An 18,173-nucleotide genomic window follows, 5' to 3' on the forward strand; every position below is an offset into this window, starting at 1 on the left:
TTTACACGCTTTATCATTCGTACGTAATCAAAAGGAGGAATTCATCATGTTCAAAAAAATTCTCTCACAAATCGGAATCGGTGCCGCAACGGTCGATACACGCTTGACGGATGACCGCTGCGAACCAGGCGGTCAAATTCACGGTGTCGTCCATATCAAAGGCGGAAACGTCGATCAAGAAATTGATCGAATTTATCTTGAATTCAACACGCAGTACAAACAAGAAGTCAATGATAGCACGACGTTCACGACCTTCACGCTCGATCGGTTTGCCTTAAATGAAGCGAAGTTCACGATTGAAGCGGGTATCGAGCGGGAAATTCCCTTTACATTACGCGTACCGCTGAATACACCGCTCTCCGTCAGCCAATCGAAATCGTGGATTGAGACGGGTCTCGACATCGCTCAAGCCGTTGATCCATCGGACCGTGACGCCGTCATCGTCGAAGCGAACCGCTACCAAGCGACAGTCTTAGATGCGATGGAGTCACTTGGCTTCCGATTGAAAAAAGCCGATACGGAAAAATTACCTGGACGATTCCGGAAAGATTTACCGATTGCTCAGGAGCTTGAGTATTCAGCTCGCAATACACACTACGCCCATAAACTGGATGAGATCGAAATCATCATGCTCCAAGACAGCTCAGGGATTGATTTAATCGTCCAAGTCGACCGTCGTGCGCACAGTCTCGGTTCATTATTCAGTGAAATGGCTGGTGCAGATGAGTCGATGATCAAACTGCGTCTGTCCAATAGTGAACTGCAGGATCAATCGTTCGTCGAACGTCAGCTGACAAGCATCGTCGAACGCTATAGCTGATCAATCGATCGACTTTACTTGAAAGTGATTCCTCTTCAGGGGGAGTCACTTTTTTTCATTCAAGTCAGTTTGTCTAAAAACACCTTTGAAATTTATTTCAATTTGAAATCGTTCACAAATAAAATATTGTTTTAAAACAAACACCTTGCTATACTGTCCGTATTGAAAAGAATTCCAGTCACGGTTTGACTAAAGGAGGACGTACATCATGAAAAAAATCGGACAGTTCACGTTAACAGCCGGACTCGCAGCAGTACTCGTCTCAAGTAGTTTACCTGTCATGGCAGAGGCAGGATCTTCAGCCGATCGGATCAGTCACAAAATCGACACGATGACACTCGAACAAAAAATCGGGCAGATGATCATGCCGGACTTCCGGCAGTGGAATGGCAGCAATCATACGTCGCTTGCCCCAGAAGTCGCGAACATCATCGATCGCTATGATTTAGGCGGCGTCATCTTGTTTGCTGAGAACGTCAGCGAAACCGAACAGACGACGAAACTCGTTCATGATCTGCAAGAAGTCGTCAAACAAGACGCTAGCAACGATATTCCGCTCTTCGTCACGATCGACCAAGAAGGTGGAATCGTTACTCGGCTCGGAACAGGGACGAACTTACCTGGCAACATGGCGTTAGGTGCGACCCGCAGTAGCACATATGCCAATGATGCCGGTCATATCATCGGTTCGGAACTGCGTGCGCTCGGCATCAATGTCAACTTTGGTCCGGTTCTCGACGTCAACAGCAATCCTGGAAATCCTGTCATTGGTGTCCGCTCGTTCTCGAGTGATCCGGCGCTCGTCGGCACACTCGGTTCCGCTCTAATGAAGGGAATTCAGTCTGAAGGTGTCGCGGCGACCGCCAAACACTTCCCGGGTCACGGCGATACGGCGACCGATTCCCACTATGGATTACCGGTCGTTGACCGGTCCCTGCAGGAGCTAGAACAAGTCGAGCTCGTACCGTTCAAGCGAGCTATTGCTGAAGACATCGATATGATCATGACAGGACACATCGGGATGCCGCAAATCGAACCTGAAGTTGTCACGTCGACAAATGTTACCTTCCCTTTACCTGCGACGTTATCGGATGATGTCATCACGGGCGTACTGCGCGAAAAACTTGGTTACGATGGCATCGTCATCACAGACGCGTTGAACATGCAGGCGATCGCCGACAACTTCACGGAATCAGAAGCCGTCTTAAAGACGTTTGACGCCGGTGTCGATATCGCGCTCATGCCGACGATCCTTCGTTCCGAGCAGGATGTCACAAAACTCGACCGGATTTTCAAGGATGTGATCGCAGCAGTCAAAGATGGTCGCCTCTCAGAGGAACGGATCGATCAATCGGTTGAGCGGATTCTGACACTGAAAGCAGAACGCGGAATTTGGAACGGTACGACTGACACGACATCCCTAGCTGAAAAAATCGCGCAATCGAACCAAATCGTCGGTAGTCCCGAGCATAAAGCAAAAGAACGTGCGATGACGGAAGCCGCGGTCACACTCGTGAAAAATGATCAGCGGACCTTACCATTCAAACCGAAAAAGAATGCCAACGTTCTTGTGATCGCTCCTGCGGCGGATCAAACGGACAGCATGAAAAAAACGATCGCTTCCCTACCGAAGAATCGGAACTGGCACGTGACGACAGCGAATTACTCGGCTACTACGCTACCGCTCGACCAAAACCCGACATTACGGGCGCAACTCGATGCAGCAGATTACATCATCGTCGGTTCCAACGTCAACACGAGTGCTAAACTACTACCTACTGCACCAGAACAAGCGATTCCGGCTTCGATCTTCCGCTATGCGAAACAAACGGATACACCATCCGTCCTGCTCAGTCTCCGTAACCCATACGATGTCGCCGTACAACCGGACGCACCGGCACACGTCCTCGTCTATGGCTTCAAAGGCGATCCAAACGGTCCAGACTCCGAAGCAGGCAATCTAAAATCAGCGGGACCGAACCTGCCTGCAGGTATCAGAGCGATCTTCGGAACGTTCAAACCGCAAGGCACTTTACCGGTTGATGTGCCGGTCTTTAAGAACGGTGTCTTTACCGATCAACTGCATCTCGAATTCGGTGACGGCTTTAAAAACTGGAAAAAATGATGACGTGATACACCAAAAGACCGAAGCTCCTTAAAGGATGCCTCGGTCTTTTAATGATTGATACGGATATTCAGCTTCTTCTTTCGCACGATGGTAGACGCGGTATAACCAATAAGTCAGCAGTGCATAGACGACGATGACAAGAACAGCAGAAATATAGCTTCCCATGCTATACGCTACCTTGAAGTTTCGAGTCGATGCGGATATACCGGATAATACGATCAACGTTGGGATGATAAGTCCTACAAATCTTACTTTGACTTTACCAAGCATTCGTTGCATAGCATATGCCGCGAGGATCACAAGTGCGATCACGATGATTTCCATTCCAATCCCTACTCTCACTAAATGGTATTCCTAATTCTACCATCTAGTGATTCAAGAAGATACCGCTCGTGCTGGAATCGTTTCGTAAACTGATGCAAATGTCTCTTCCGTCCACCCCATGTGCCAGAAGAGTAACTCATAGTAACAACTCGTCACGAAATGACGTTTCATCCGCTCGCGTTCCGTCGGGCTCGCTTGCTCCGCCAGCGCATCAAGCCGTGCAATCTGTTCAAAGACGACCTTTTCAAACCATTCCGAGCTATACGTGTCGATCCATTGCTGATAGATTTTTTCTTCCGGTGTACACGTTAGTAATTGTTGCCCGACTTCATAATACAACCAGTAACATGGCAAGATGGCAGCAATCGTCTCACCGAGCGTTCCTTCACTCGCATGATGCATGTGCGAGACATACGCATATGCTGTCGGTGCCGGTTCAAATGCTTCAAGATCTGCTGCCGTAATACCGAGCGGCTCAAAAAATGATTGATGTAAGCTCAACTCTGCCTCGTAAGTCGAAGTAGCATGCTCGGCAAGTGTCGCAATCGTCGCGAAGTCGTCTGCTTTTGACGCTGCCTTCGCTTGAATCTTCGCAAAGTGTTTTAAGTAATAGGCATCCTGCATGACGTAATGCCGAAATTTCGAGAGCGGTAACGTCCCCTCCCCGATTCCTTGTACGAATGGGTGCGTAAAACTACTATCCCAATACGCTTGTGCCGCTTGTTTGATTTCTTGTGTGAATGTCATGATCTCATCCTCCTCGTTTAGTTATGAAACGAAAAAACACCACCCCGAAACACACGGGCATGGCGCAAGAAGAACAAGACTTGACGCCACTTCCCTCCGTAAGTACGAACTTAATCAGGTTCAAAGGGTCCGAACGTCTTCGTTCGTCTCAGTCGGTCTACCGACTCCCCTAGTGGTCATTATTCGATTCAAATTCACTATAGCATGCTGAAAACGGAAGTCAAGTTGTCTCCTTTTCGCTATACTATGGAGTGTCAGAAGACGGATATCGTCTCCATCTGCAGACCGATTCCGAACAGACATCGTTCCCGTACACTAAATTTAGTACCTGATACTATAATTCATTCTGTTACTTACAATTGGAGGATTTCATTATGCATACACCAACAAAAATCATGGCATCAGCCGTTATCGCTTCTGCTTTATTACTCCCAACAGCCGCATCCGCCGAACAAGTCGTCGATAAGACGATCGTCACACTCGGGGAGTCGCTCGGCGCAAAAGATAAAGCATGGGTGCTTTCACGTCTCAATGCACCGGAAGGGATTACACCGATCATCGCAACTTCTGCTGACGAGGAAAAATATCTCGGGAAAAACATCCCACAGTCGCAAAAAGGCGGCAACATGTATTCGTCGGCTAAAATCGAACTGACGGAAAAAGGAGATGGACTCTCCGTCTCGACGGAAAACATCACATGGGTGACGAAGGATATGTATCTCAACGCTCTCGTCACAGCGGGTGTCAAAGATGCCGACATCACGATTACTTCCCCTTACAAGGTGACCGGGACATCCGCCTTGACAGGAATCATGAAGGCGTACGATCAAACTTCCGCTGAAACCGGGATTAAGTTAAGTGACGAACGCAAGGATCTAGCACAGCAAGAATTATCAGTCACATCAGACGTCGGGAAAACCGTTGGAACGGATAAGGTGGCTGACTTGATGAATGAGATCAAGGCTGAGATCGCCAATCAAAAACCGGAAACCAAAGTCGAAATCGAAAACCTGATCGTCCAAGTCATTCAAAACAACAATATCCAATTGTCTGACGCACAAATGGACCGGCTGACGAATCTGTTCAATCAAATGGAGCAAGCGAACATCAACTGGGGACAAATCGAGAGTGGATTGAAAAATGCGGGACAAGACATCCACGCGTTCGCAACTTCAGAAGAAACGAAAGGATTTTTCGCTAAATTATTTGATGGACTCAGTGACTTCTTCAGTTCAATCGCGGGTGTGTTCAAATAATTCAGACTTCCGTAACTGACAAAAAAATAGTAAACTAGATGTATCTGAAACGAAAGGTGGTGTGAAAAGATGGACTTTGCCGCGTGCAAACACTGGTTGATGGAACAATTGTATCTGTTGCGCGCGATTTTTCATGAAATGGCGTTCTAAGGCACCCGTCTGTCCTTTTTTAAGAACTTCATGAATGAAAAATACTGCAAAGCGCATCTTTCACACGTTAGGGAGAGTGCTATTTGCGCTCTCCTTTTTTGATGCGCGCGAAAGGATCAATTGAATATGATGATTTGCGACATTCAACACCTGACAAAACAATTCGGAGGCGAGACGATCTTAGCGGATGTTTCCCTCTTCTTAAACGAACACGACCGTGTCGGTCTGATTGGACGAAACGGGAGTGGTAAGACGACATTACTCCGCTTGCTTGCTCGCCTCGAGCAACCGGACGGTGGTGTCATCTATCAAAAGAACGGTTTGACGATCGGCTACTTGGAACAACTTCCTGTATATAGTGAAACGATGACCGGACTCGACGTCCTTTGGACAGCGTTTGCAGAGACTCTTGCGATCCGTTCCCGGATGCAACAGTTGGAGCAAATGATGGCGACAGCACCAGATGATCTCGATGCACTACTCGTACGGTATGCGGAAGCGACGAATGCATTCGAGCAAAAGGACGGCTATCTGCTCGACTCGAAGATCGAACGCATGGTGAACGGATTACATCTCCGTCCGTTACTCACTCGTCCTTTCCACCAGTTGAGCGGTGGTGAACAGACGAAGATTTGTCTCGGTCGCATGTTACTCATGGAACCAAATCTGCTTATTCTTGACGAACCGACAAACCATCTCGATTTAGCTGCCGTGGAATGGCTGGAGCAGTTCTTACGGGACTACACAGGAACCATCCTGCTCGTCTCTCACGACCGGGTCTTCTTAGACGCCGTCGTCACTTCGATCGTTGAACTCGAAGACGGTGAACTGACAGCCTATATAGGGAACTACAGCGCGTTCGTCGTCGAGAGAGAACGCCGTCTGCTCGAGCAGTTCCATGCGTATCAAGAGCAACAGAAAAAAATAAAGAAAATGAAGGAAGCGATTCGTCGACTCCGGCAATGGGCAAACGAAGCGTCTCCACCGAGTGAGAAATTATTCCGTAAAGCAAAATCGATGGAACGGGCACTCGAGCGGATCGAACGGATTAAACGACCACAACTCGAAGCCAAAACCGCTGATGTCTCCTTCTCTTCCACTGATCACTCGAGCCAAGTCGTCTTTCGCGCTGAAGAACTCTCGTTTGCTTACGGAACCCGTCACATTTTTGATGAAGTCTCGTTCGAGATCATGGCACAGGATCGGATCGCGATCGTCGGAACGAATGGGAGCGGGAAATCGACGTTGCTCTCACTGCTGCTTGACGAATTATCACCAGACGCAGGCACACTCACGCGTGGACCATCGAATCGGATCGGTTACTTGTCCCAGCATGCCCATTTCGAGGAGGACGCGCGGTTAATCGACTGGTTTAGAGACCGGATTGCCGTTCCAGAAGCGGAAGCCCGCCATATCCTAGCCCGGTTCCTGTTCTTTGGACCAACTGTCTTTCGGTCCATTTTGTCACTGAGCGGAGGCGAACGTGTGCGATTGCAACTCGCCGTCCTCGTTCATTCGTCGATCAATGTATTAATTCTCGACGAGCCGACGAATCATCTCGATATTGAATCAAGAGAGACACTCGAAGAAGCACTCGAGAATTTTTCTGGTACATTGATTGCCGTCTCACACGACCGCTATTTCTTGAATCGTCTTTTTCCGCAGATCCTTTGGCTTGAAAATGGTCTGACGCGTTATCATGGTACGTATACGTATGCCCAACAGAAGCGTAACGAGTTCGCTGCGTCGTCTCCACTTCACGTAACCCTACAAAAACCAAAACGCTTATCACAATACGAGTTAGAAATGCAGATCGAGCGGCTTGAACAGAAATTAGCAAAACGTGAAAAATCGACCGATACCGTTTCTAAAAGCATCCAACAGCAACTCGATGACTTATACGAACAGTTACTACAGTATGGATGATCCAGCTTTACTTGACTGTCACTCTCGATACCGAGAGTGACAGTTTTTCGTTCATTCATAAGATTTCATCATATGATTTTTTAGCTAACCTTATTAAGTTTTAAAATTTTATTTTATTTTGTTGTTGATTATTTTCAGAAAATTCGTATAATTTAGCGTATAGCTTTTTATTATTCTTTGGGAGGAATACATCATCATGAACGCCATTCAGCAAGTCATTCAAGGAAGTGTCGATTACGCCAACAATATTTTATGGTCGTATGTATTAATTGCCGTATTGATCGGCGGCGGGATCTACTTCACGATCCGAACTGGCTTCATCCAATTCACTTACTTAAAAGAGATGTTCCGTGTCACGCTCGATAAAAGTGAACAAACAACAGACGATAATGGGGAAAGCATCACTTCTCTCCAGTCATTCTTCATCGGTGCTGCGACACGGATCGGTACGGGTAACCTTGCCGGTGTCACGATTGCCGTCACACTCGGTGGACCGGGTGCCGTCTTCTGGATGTGGATGGTCGCTCTTCTCGGTGGTGCGACAGCTCTCATCGAAAGTACACTTGCTCAAGTTTATAAAGTGCGCGATACGAAATCGAACGCGTACCGTGGTGGTCCTGCCTACTACATCGAAAAAGGCTTGAAAAACCGAGCTCTCGGAATCGTCTTTGCAATCTTGATTGCCGTGACGTTCGGTCTCATCTTCAACTCCGTTCAATCGAATACGATTGCTGCTGCCTTTGACAATGCGTTCGGTATCAACACAGCTGTCGTCGGTGCTGCACTCGTCGTCTTGACGGGACTCGTCATCTTTGGTGGCGTTCACCGTGTCGCGAAGTTCTCTGCGATCATCGTTCCTGTCATGGCAGGTCTCTACTTGATTGCTGCTCTTTATGTCGTCGTCACGAACCTGACGGAACTTCCTGGTGTATTCGCAATGATCTTTAAAAGTGCCTTCGGAATCGAGCAAGCATTCGGTGGCTCGGTCGGTGCTGCGATCTCACTCGGTGTCAAACGCGGATTGTTCTCGAACGAAGCCGGAATGGGGTCTGCTCCGAACGCTGCTGCTGCGGCTGAAGTCTCACACCCAGCAAAACAAGGTTTCTTGCAAACACTCGGTGTATTCCTCGATACGTTGATCGTCTGTACAGCGACAGCAACGATCATTCTCCTCAGTGATAGTTATGCTGCTGGAAATGGCGAAGGAATCGGCATGTTGCAAAACGCGCTCTCCGAGGAATTTGGTGCAATTGCTCCACCATTCATCGCACTCAGTGTCTTCTTGTTTGCTTTTAGTTCGATCGTTGGTAGTTACTACTACGGTGAGACGAACATCGAGTTCATCAAACAAAGTCCAGCAGCTGTCTTCGGTTTCCGGATTGCGACAATGGGCTTCGTCTTCATCGGATCCGTGCTCAGCCTTGGTATGGTATGGAGTTTTGCCGACCTCTTCATGGCAGGCATGACATTGATTAACATGACGGCGATTCTCCTCTTGAGCGGCATCGCCTTCAAAGTCATCAAAGACTACCAGGAACAACGGAAACAGGGACTCGATCCTGTCTTCTCAGCAAAAGCACTCGGGATCGAAAATACGGAGTGTTGGGACGTTGAAGAAGAAGCACGTCCTGCGGCTGGTGAAGTGCCACCATCACAATAAATCACTTCTGAGTTCGAACTTCAACACCGAGTAAGCCATGTGCCTACTCGGTGTTTTTATTTGTAAAAAAGAATTGGGATTATGTTTTCATCGGACAGGGAAAAAGTCAACAGATTGTCCTGAAGGAGGAATTCATCTTGTCTCAAGCCATGTTGATCATCAACCCGTCTTCTGGAAAAGAACTCGGAAAAAAACACGCGACGCTCGCTGAAGAGACGCTTGCTACTCGCTTTGAAACCGTCGACGTCCGGTTTACGGAAAAAGAACACGATGCGACGGAATTCGCGCGTCATGCCGCCCAGTCTAATTACGACGCTGTCATCGCCATGGGAGGTGACGGAACGGTCAATGAAGTCATCACCGGAATCGCCGAGCAACCGCATCGGCCAACACTCGGGATCGTCCCACTCGGAACGGTCAATGACTTATCGCGCGCATTACACATCCCGACGGATCCCGAAGAGGCGATCCAGATTCTAGCTGATGCCCCTGCCCGACCGCTCGATATCGGTAAATATGATGACCATTACTTCATGAACGTCATCGCTGTTGGTCTGATTGCAGAAGCCGTTGAGGAGGTCAGTGTCGAACAAAAAACGTCACTCGGATCGGTCGCTTATTTCATTGAAGGTCTAAAAGCCTTCAAGGATCATAGTCCCTATCCGATTGAAATTGATTCTGCTGAGAAACAATTCGATGGAGAAGCACACTTGTTGATTATCGCCTTGACGAATTCCGTTGGTGGGTTCGAATCCTTTGCAGAAGACGCAAAGGTCGATGATGGACTGCTACATGGGTTCATCATTACGAAGCTTGGATTCTTTGATGCGCTCCAAGCATTACCTAAACTTATCACGGGTGGATTATCAAAAGCCGATCAAATCGAACACTTCACGACGACACGTGTCGAAATTCGCTCGAAAGAAGAACTGCCGATTAATGCCGATGGAGATACAGCAGGTCATGTTCCCGTGACTGTCGAGGTACTCCCGCAACATTTAACTGTGTTTTCACCCTCTTCCATTGAATAACAGTATAGGTTTCATAGAAAAAAGAACTGACTCTTCGTCAGTTCTTTTTTACTTATTAATCCATTACAATATATGTTAATAACGCATAATTTTGAAATACATTTGAAATATTTTTGTGTTATTGACGATGCTATAATCATCTCAGGCGAAAAATCATTCCCTAAAATAAATAAATATACATAAAATCTTACAATTTTGTAATGATCCGTTCTGTCGCTTCAGATTTTTAAGGAGGAAATACACTCAATGAAACGTTTACTTACAACAATGACAATGACAGCTTTGGTAGTTTCAGGTTTTGCAACAACGAGTGCTTCGAAAGTTGAAGCTGCAACGACATATAAGGTAAAGGTCACAGCGGACGGGCTTCGTGTCCGTACAGGTCCATCAACGGCTTATAAAATCGTCGGTAGCGTCAATACAGGACAGACATTCAATTATCTCGGTGTTTCCGGTTCATGGACGAAAATTTCGTACGGCGGCGCATCACGCTATGTTTCTTCTACATATGTTAAAAAGTACAGTACGACGACTTCGTCAAAAGCAACGACTGGTTTCTCACGTCCAGCAAGTGGTCCAATCACGCAAGGATATGGTGCTGCGAGTGGCGTTTACGGTTATACGTTCCATAACGGCATCGATATCGGTGCTCCAACAGGCACACCTGTCTATGCATCGGCTGCCGGTAAAGTCATCACATCCCGTTATTACGGCGCATACGGAAATCATGTCATGATGACACATACGGTGAACGGTATCCAGTACACGACAGTATATGCACACTTGAACAGTCGCTCTGTCTCAGTCGGACAAACGATTGCTAAAGGATCGAAAATCGGTACGATTGGTGCGACAGGTAACGCATTCGGTGCGCATCTCCACTTCGAAATGCATCGTGGTCCATACGTCTACAGCGGAACGTCTGCTGCAAACAGTGTCAATCCACTCAATTACTTCAACTAAGCTTGATTCACCGGACTTCTCTCCATGAGAAGTCCGGTTTTGTGTTTCAGATGAAATCTCCTGACAGGAGTGGTACGGTATGATTATGAGTCTAATCCACAACGGAGGCGAAACCCATGAAACGAACGATCCCTCTTCTTTTATCAGCGACGTTTGGTGTGACGTTACTTGCCGGATGTCAAGATCAGCCGACACCTGAAGAACGTCTTGATGCCTACATCAAACTTTGGGAAAAACAAGATTACGATAAAATGTATACGTACGCGAGTACGGCTACTAAAAAAGAATATGGTAAAAAAGAATTCATCGACCGGACAAAACAGTTGTCGAAAACACTTGATATCAAAAAGTTATCCGTCGAGCGAAAAAAAGCAGAGGAAGCAACGGATGACGAAAAAGCGTCCCTTCCCGTACGAATCTCCTTTGATACGGTTGCAGGAGCCGTTGCTTATGATAAACAAGTCCCGTTAACATTCGAGAAACAAGGAGAAACGGAAAACTGGTTCATTGACTGGGACTCTTCGTTTGTTCTAAAAGACTTTAAGAAAGAAGATAAAGTTCAGTTACAAACCGTAGAAGGCAAACGCGGTGATTTACTTGATGCGAACGATAAACCGCTCGCGACCTCTGGTAAAGGATATGCTGTCGGCGCAACTGCAGGACAACTTAAAGATGTCGCACAAGTTGCCGAGTTGCTCGATCGCCCGACCTCATCGGTCGAAGATTCCTTAAAAGCAAGTTGGGTCAAGGACGGACAATTCGTTCCGCTCAAAACACTGACCGACGAAGCAACGGTTGCGAAATTGCGTGACATTCCAGGTATCAGCGTTAAAGAGACGGAAGTCCGAACATATCCACTCGGGAAGGCCGCTTCACACTTGATCGGTTATATCGGTTCGGCGACAGCAGACGAGATTAAAGAATCAAAAAATAAAATCCAAGCTGGCGAACAGATTGGGAAACGGGGTCTCGAACAAGTCCTTGATGATCGCTTACGCGGTAAAGCCGGAGCTTCGATCATTCTACAAAAGAAAGACGGATCAAGCGTCACCGTCGCTGAAACGAAACCGTCGGATGGTGAGGACATCCCGTTGACGATTGATGCTACGCTTCAGAAAAAGACGTATGACACGATGAAAGAAGATCCAGGAACGGCATCGGCAATCGATCCGCGGACTGGTGAGACACGTGTCTTACTCAGCTCCCCTGGCTTTGATCCTTCTGAATTCATGTCAGGGATCTCGCAAGCGCGACTCGATGAATTGACGCAGGATCCGGATCAACCATTGTTGAACCGATTCACGAGTGCTTTCGCACCCGGTTCGACTCAAAAACCCCTAACGGCCGCGGTTGGTTTAAAGAGTGGAACACTCGACCCGGAAAAAGCCTATACAATCAATGGACTGAAAAATAAGATCGATGGTTTTAACGTCACGCGGATTCACGAGACGCCAGCACCCGTTAATCTGCACAATGCGCTCGTTTATTCAGACAACATCTATTTCGCCCGCTCCACACTCGAACAGGTCGGAACGAAGGCGTTCACGTCTGGACTTGAAGCCCTCGGCTACGGAGAGAAGCTACCGTTTGCGTATCCGTTACGCGCTTCTCAAATCTCAAACGACGGGACGATTGCTTCAGATGGACAGCTGATGGATACGTCCTACGGACAAGGACAGATGCTGACGAACATTCTACATCTAGCGTCGATGTATGAAATTTTCCTGACTGACGGAACAATCTATCGTCCGACCCTTTTACAAGAGGAAAAAACGAAGCAAGTCTTTAAAAAGGATCTGCTGGATGCAAAAGACGCGAAGATGATTCGCGATGATCTTTATGACGTCGTCCATAACGGTTATACGCTCCCGGCCGATATCAAGGAAGTCGATGTTGCCGGTAAGACCGGTACGGCAGAATTGAAAAAGGCAGGCGAAACCGATGGAAAAGAGAATGGCTTCTTTGTCGGTTACGACAACGACAAAAAAGATCTTCTCGTTGCCATCATGATCGAATCGGTCGAAAAAGAAGATCGTGGCAGTCCGTATGTATCGGGACTCGTCGCCGAAGTACTCAAACAAAATCGATGATCGGAGTGATTACTTGATGATCCGCACGAGCCGTACTTCAGACCTCCCTGTCCTGCTTTCTTTGACGGCAGAGACGTTCGAGCATCATAAGCGGTTATCGTCTCATTTTCATCCAGATGTAACGACACCGTACACGCTGGAGTCTTTAAGTCAGATGGTGGAAGCAGAACAACACCTCTGTCTGACGGCACTCAACGGAGACGACATCACCGGTTACTTATTTGGTAAGTGGACAGCGCCAGCAGCCAATCGATTCACGCCTGTCCGGATCTTGAACATCACTGACGTCGGTGTCAACGCTTCCCATCGTTCATCCGGAATTGGTCGCCAGTTAATGCAGGCGGCAGAAGAACTCGCGCTCGAGCGAGGTGTTGCTGCGGTTCGCTTAAACGTCTGGGCGGTCAACGATCATGCCGCCACATTTTATGAGGAACTCGGATTCGAACCACTGTATACGAGCTTGCAGAAGTCGCTCGTTCAACAGTGACATCTATACGAAAAAGAAGCTGACTCAAAAAAAGAATGACGCGTCTTTTCACGCCTTTTCCTCAGGCGAGACACCAAGCCATCTTTCCTGCTTCATTCAAGCAGAAAAGCGGGTCTTGTTCGTCTCTGACAGCGCATAAATGCGCCTGTTCCTGTAAGAGTGGTGTGTGACGCGTCATTCTTTTTGTTACGAGATAAGGGTGGCAGATCATCATTCTGCCACCCTTATCTTTGTATAGACTGTCTTTTGAGTCAGTCCCTTTTTATTAATGCGACGGCGTCGCCGCAAGACGTGCTGCCATCAACTGTTGAATTGTTTCTCGATCGTTCTGATGGAGTAAGTCGACGATTTTACTACCGACGATGACCCCCGAGACTGGGCGGCTCAATTGTTTGACATGTTCCGGTGTACTAATCCCGAACCCGGCAAGGACTGGTACTGGACTATTTGCTGCGACGTTCGCTAAGTGGTCTTCAAGCGTCGTATCAAACGTCGTCTGTCCGCCTGTCGTTCCGTTGACCGTGACCGCATAGAGGAATCCTTCACTTTTATCGGCAATCTTTTGGATCCGCTCCATCGGACTCGTCAAGGAGACGAGCTGGACGAGCGCGATGTCCGACTTATCCTCTTGTTCGAAGAACTGTTCGCTCTGCTCAAGCGGCAAATCAGGAATGATCAGTCCGTCGACCCCGACTTTGCGACATGTCGCTAGAAACGCCGTTAATCCGTAGCGGAAAATCGGATTTAAGTACGTCATCAAGACGACAGGAACATCGACGGTCTGACGAGCAACGCGAACTGCCTCGAGGACATCCTTCAGTCCAACGTTCGCTTCTAGCGCCCGGAGTCCCGCTTCTTGAATGACTGGACCGTCAGCGACAGGATCCGAAAACGGAACACCGACTTCAATCGCTGTCGCTCCGGATTCAGCGAGAAACGACAGGATTTCCGGGAGTTGATCAATCCCTCCGTCTCCCCCCATGACGTACGGAATGAAGGCTTTCTCCCCTTTGCTCGTAACGGTACGAATGGCTGTTTCTAATCGCATCACGCTTCCCCCTTTAGTGCGTTTCTGACAGTGACGACGTCTTTATCGCCCCGTCCTGATAAGCAGATGACGAGAATCTCTTCCTTGTCCATCTCTGCCGCGAGTTGAGTCGCGTAGGCAATCGCGTGTGCCGACTCAAGTGCCGGGATGATTCCCTCCTTGCGGCTCAACAACTGGAGTGCTTCGAGTGCTTGTTCATCGGTCACCGCTTCATATTGGACGCGACCGATATCTTTTAGCAAGCTATGCTCCGGACCGACACCCGGGTAATCGAGTCCAGCTGAGATCGAGTGCGCTTCTTGTACTTGACCGTGTGCATCCTGTAAGAGATACATCATCGAGCCATGCAAGACACCGACCTCTCCTTTTGTCATCGTCGCTGCGTGTTTCTCTGTGTCGATTCCGCTTCCCGCTGCTTCGATCCCGTATAATTTTACATCTGTATCATCGATGAACGGATGGAACATCCCGATTGCGTTACTACCACCGCCGACACAAGCGACGATTGCCTCTGGCAGACGCCCCTCTTTTTCGATGATTTGGCGTCGTGTCTCTTTTCCGATGACCGCTTGGAAATCACGGACGAGTTGCGGGAATGGGTGGGGTCCGAGAACAGAACCCATCAAGTAATGCGTGTCTTCGACATGTTTGACCCAGTAACGAAGTGCTTCATTGACGGCATCTTTAAGTGTCCGACTGCCTTGTGTGACCGGGATGACGGTTGCTCCAAGTAACTCCATCCGGAAGACGTTCAACTCTTGACGACGGACGTCCTCTTCTCCCATGAAGATGACACACTCGAGATCGAGTAAGGCACAGACCGTCGCAGTCGCGACACCGTGTTGTCCTGCCCCTGTCTCAGCAACGATTTTTCGTTTCCCCATCCGTTCAGCCAATAACGCTTGACCGATCGTATTGTTGATTTTATGGGCACCAGTATGGTTCAAGTCTTCTCGTTTCAAGTAGATCTTTGCGCCACCGATCGTTTGCGTCAAATGTTCGGCAAAATAAAGTGGTGTTTCACGTCCGACGTATTCTTTCAATAACTCGTCCATTCGCGCTTGAAACGCTGGATCTTCTTTTACCGTTGCGTAAGCTTCTTCGAGTTCGATCACCGCGTGCATCAATGTTTCCGGGATGTAGCGTCCTCCGTATTTACCGTATTGTCCGAGTGTATCTGGTTGTGCGTAGCTCATACTTCTCTCTCCTTTACGGCATCTGCGAATGCCTGCATTTTGATGGGATCTTTCCGTCCATCCGTCTCGATGCCACTTGAGACATCGACGGCGAACGGGTGATATCGTTTGATTGCTTCTCCGACGTTTCCTGCTGTCAAGCCACCGGCAATGAACAGTGGTCGATCGGCTTGAATGTCTCGTGACCAGTCGAATGTCTCGCCACTTCCAGCAACCGGTGCGTCAACGAGCAAATAATCCGTCTGTTGCTCTACTTGTCCGATGTCCGTCACCGGAATCGCTTGAATGACGGGAACTGGTAACTCTCCGTCCGGAATGACACCATGAATTTGGACGAGATCTAGCGCGACTTGTTCGACCGCGTCGGTCACCTGCTGGTAAGTCGGGGAGACGAAGACACCGACGACTTGGACCGTTTTTGGAATGTCGCGTCTGAGACGAGCCGCCTCTTCCAGCGTGACCTGTCGTTTACTTTTAGCAAAGATAAAGCCGATGTAGTCCGCTAAGCGAACTGCCGCTTCGACATGTTCTCTTTCCCGGAGACCACAGAACTTAATCCGTGTCATACGCGAACGCCACTCACTTCTCGGATGAAGACTTGCGGATCGTCTGCCCGCATCAACGTCTCGCCGACGAGGATCCCGTCTGCACCGGCAGCGTGTAATCGCTGTGCTTCCTCGACCGTCTTGATGCCACTCTCACTGATATACCGGACGTCCGGTTGTTTTTGTTCGAGTAATCCAACCGATATCTGTAAATCAACTTCGAACTTTTTCAAGTTCCGGTTGTTGATGCCAATGATTTGCGCACCAATCGCCTCTGCTCGGCGTAACTCCTCTTCGTCATGGACTTCGACCAAGACCTCAAGTCCTTCTGCGTAAGCATACGCATACAAGTCAGCAAGCGTCTCCTGCTCGAGAGCGGCGACAATTAAGAGAATCAACCGTGCCCCATGTGCTTTTGCCCGGTCGATTTGAATCCGATCAATCATGAAGTCCTTACAAAGCACCGGGATGTCGACTGCTGCAGCGACTGCCGCTAAATCGTCCATCGACCCTTTGAAGTACGTCTCGTCCGTCAAGACGGAGATGACGGTCGCCCCACTCGCTTCATATTGTTTTGCCTGAGCGACGACATCGACGTCGAGTGCGATTGCCCCTTTTGATGGCGACGCTCGTTTGATTTCCGCGATGACGGATAAATCCGCTCCCGCTAGTCGTTGCTTAATCGACGGCTTCAATGCCTCCCGACTGATCCGTTCGACCCCGTTTAATTTTAATTGCAGGACTTCCGCTCGTTTCGTTTCGATGATGCGATCTAAGATATTCATCCGATTGCTTCCTCCCGTGTCATTTGTCGTAATTGGTTCAATCGTTCCATCGCCCGTCCTGAGTCGATGCTATCTGCTGCTAAGGCGATTCCTTCTTCGATCGTCTTCGCTCGATTTGCTGCAAAGAGAGCAATTCCCGCATTGAGTAGAACCGTGTCGCGATAAGCACCATGCTCTCCACCAAGAACACGGAGTAAAATCGCCGCATTCTCTTGTGCACTACCTCCGCGAATTGCTTCAAGCGGTGCGGTCTTCAGTCCGACTTCCTCCGGGTGAAGACTGAAGCGAATCAGCTCACCTTCGTCGAGTAAGACGAGTTGGTTCGTTCCGGCAAGGGATGCTTCATCCATTCCATTCGCACCATGTAAGACGATTGCTCGCTTCCGCCCGAGTCGATGCAATGTCAACGCCATCGTCTCGAGCATATCCTCCCGGTAAATTCCTAATAGTTGTGTCTTGAGCGGGACCGGATTCGTCAACGGCCCGATCAAGTTAAAGATCGTTGGAATCCGCAGATCGCGTCGGACCTTCATGATTTGCTTGACGCGTGGGTGCATCCTTTGCGCAAACAAGAAGGCGATTCCGTTCGACTCGAGCTGTTCTGCTAAACGTTCCGGTGTCGCATCGAGCGAAACCCCGAGTGCTTCGAGCACATCAGCGCTGCCCGTTTTACTCGAGACACTCCGATTCCCGTGCTTCGCGACTTTCATGCCGGCACCTGCCAGAACGAAGGCAGCTGTCGTACTGATGTTGAACGATTGTGAGCCGTCGCCTCCAGTGCCGCAGTTATCCATGAAATCGCCGGTGACCGGAATGTCGAGGGCGACCTCGCGCATGATCGAAGCAAGACCGGCTAATTCTTCTGCAGTCTCCCCTTTTGCTTTCAATGCGACGAGAAAAGCGGCAATTTCGCTATCGGTCACGTCTTCCGCAAACAGTTCGCGTGCTGCCTGTTGCATTTCTTCATATCGTAAATGTTTTGCTTCTGCTAATTTCAATAACGTCTCTTTCATCGTT

The 18,173-nt window shown here is 48.7% G+C and carries 16 protein-coding genes and 1 riboswitch; of the genes, 9 read left to right on the top strand and 7 right to left on the bottom strand.

The genetic code is table 11. The annotated features are described in order from the left end of the window. The first annotated feature begins 46 nt into the window (after positions 1–46). Both EXG77_RS11335 and EXG77_RS11340 read left to right on the top strand, forming a co-directional pair. Positions 47–820, top strand: coding sequence for a sporulation protein (locus EXG77_RS11335; RefSeq protein ID WP_035398254.1), 774 nt, complete (start codon positions 47–49; stop codon positions 818–820). Between the two features lie 208 nt (positions 821–1,028). Next, entirely contained in the window at positions 1,029–2,945 is a 1,917-nt protein-coding gene (locus EXG77_RS11340; protein WP_035398256.1) for a glycoside hydrolase family 3 protein, read from the top strand. A gap of 30 nt (positions 2,946–2,975) precedes the next feature. Here the strand turns inward: EXG77_RS11340 and EXG77_RS11345 are convergent, their stop codons facing one another. Both EXG77_RS11345 and tenA read right to left on the bottom strand, forming a co-directional pair. Continuing rightward, a complete protein-coding gene (locus EXG77_RS11345) occupies positions 2,976–3,272 on the bottom strand; it encodes a hypothetical protein (RefSeq protein ID WP_035398258.1) in 297 nt (98 codons plus the stop codon). A 51-nt stretch (positions 3,273–3,323) separates the two neighbouring features. After that, positions 3,324–4,019, bottom strand: a complete 696-nt coding sequence (gene tenA, locus EXG77_RS11350; protein WP_035398260.1) for a thiaminase II — start codon at positions 4,017–4,019, stop codon at positions 3,324–3,326. 74 nt (positions 4,020–4,093) lie between these two features. Beyond that, positions 4,094–4,200, bottom strand: a riboswitch (TPP riboswitch). A 193-nt stretch (positions 4,201–4,393) separates the two neighbouring features. Here tenA and EXG77_RS11355 point away from each other — a divergent pair. From EXG77_RS11355 to EXG77_RS11390, 7 genes are all read left to right on the top strand, one after another. Continuing rightward, positions 4,394–5,275: a DUF1002 domain-containing protein gene (locus EXG77_RS11355; protein WP_023467610.1), complete on the top strand. Its 882-nt coding sequence runs from the start codon at positions 4,394–4,396 to the stop codon at positions 5,273–5,275. Positions 5,276–5,554: 279 nt separating this feature from the next. Continuing rightward, entirely contained in the window at positions 5,555–7,351 is a 1,797-nt protein-coding gene (gene abc-f, locus EXG77_RS11365; RefSeq protein WP_035398702.1) for a ribosomal protection-like ABC-F family protein, read from the top strand. Positions 7,352–7,547: 196 nt separating this feature from the next. After that, positions 7,548–9,011, top strand: a complete 1,464-nt coding sequence (locus EXG77_RS11370) for a sodium:alanine symporter family protein (RefSeq protein ID WP_035398264.1) — start codon at positions 7,548–7,550, stop codon at positions 9,009–9,011. Positions 9,012–9,148: 137 nt separating this feature from the next. Further along, entirely contained in the window at positions 9,149–10,042 is an 894-nt protein-coding gene (locus EXG77_RS11375) for a diacylglycerol kinase family protein (RefSeq protein ID WP_035398267.1), read from the top strand. 246 nt (positions 10,043–10,288) lie between these two features. Next, positions 10,289–11,005, top strand: coding sequence for a M23 family metallopeptidase (locus tag EXG77_RS11380; RefSeq protein ID WP_023467606.1), 717 nt, complete (start codon positions 10,289–10,291; stop codon positions 11,003–11,005). Positions 11,006–11,121: 116 nt separating this feature from the next. Beyond that, positions 11,122–13,095, top strand: coding sequence for a penicillin-binding transpeptidase domain-containing protein (locus EXG77_RS11385; RefSeq protein ID WP_035398269.1), 1,974 nt, complete (start codon positions 11,122–11,124; stop codon positions 13,093–13,095). Next, the gene (locus EXG77_RS11390; protein ID WP_145981740.1) at positions 13,040–13,582 is read left to right on the top strand and encodes a GNAT family N-acetyltransferase; all 543 of its coding nucleotides are present in this window, start codon (positions 13,040–13,042) and stop codon (positions 13,580–13,582) included. The genes EXG77_RS11385 and EXG77_RS11390 overlap by 56 nt, the downstream gene beginning before the upstream one ends. 265 nt (positions 13,583–13,847) lie before the next feature. Here the strand turns inward: EXG77_RS11390 and trpA are convergent, their stop codons facing one another. The 5 genes from trpA to trpD are packed head-to-tail and all read right to left on the bottom strand — an operon-like array spanning position 13,848 to position 18,169. Further along, entirely contained in the window at positions 13,848–14,630 is a 783-nt protein-coding gene (trpA, locus tag EXG77_RS11395; protein ID WP_035398271.1) for a tryptophan synthase subunit alpha, read from the bottom strand. Further along, positions 14,630–15,826 (bottom strand): tryptophan synthase subunit beta, encoded by a 1,197-nt coding sequence (trpB, locus tag EXG77_RS11400; protein ID WP_023467602.1) that lies wholly within the window; start codon positions 15,824–15,826, stop codon positions 14,630–14,632. The genes trpA and trpB overlap by 1 nt, the downstream gene beginning before the upstream one ends. Next, positions 15,823–16,392 carry a phosphoribosylanthranilate isomerase gene (locus EXG77_RS11405; protein ID WP_035398273.1) on the bottom strand — a complete coding sequence of 190 codons (570 nt, stop codon included), beginning with the start codon at positions 16,390–16,392 and terminating at the stop codon, positions 15,823–15,825. Before EXG77_RS11405 ends, trpB begins: the two co-directional genes overlap by 4 nt. Further along, positions 16,389–17,156, bottom strand: a complete 768-nt coding sequence (gene trpC, locus EXG77_RS11410; RefSeq protein WP_035398275.1) for an indole-3-glycerol phosphate synthase TrpC — start codon at positions 17,154–17,156, stop codon at positions 16,389–16,391. The genes EXG77_RS11405 and trpC overlap by 4 nt, the downstream gene beginning before the upstream one ends. Next, positions 17,153–18,169 (bottom strand): anthranilate phosphoribosyltransferase, encoded by a 1,017-nt coding sequence (trpD, locus tag EXG77_RS16555; RefSeq protein ID WP_035398277.1) that lies wholly within the window; start codon positions 18,167–18,169, stop codon positions 17,153–17,155. Before trpD ends, trpC begins: the two co-directional genes overlap by 4 nt. Positions 18,170–18,173: the final 4 nt, after the last annotated feature.

This window comes from Exiguobacterium sp. OS-77 (assembly GCF_000414195.2).
Classification (GTDB): Bacteria; Bacillota; Bacilli; order Exiguobacteriales; family Exiguobacteriaceae; genus Exiguobacterium_A; species Exiguobacterium_A indicum.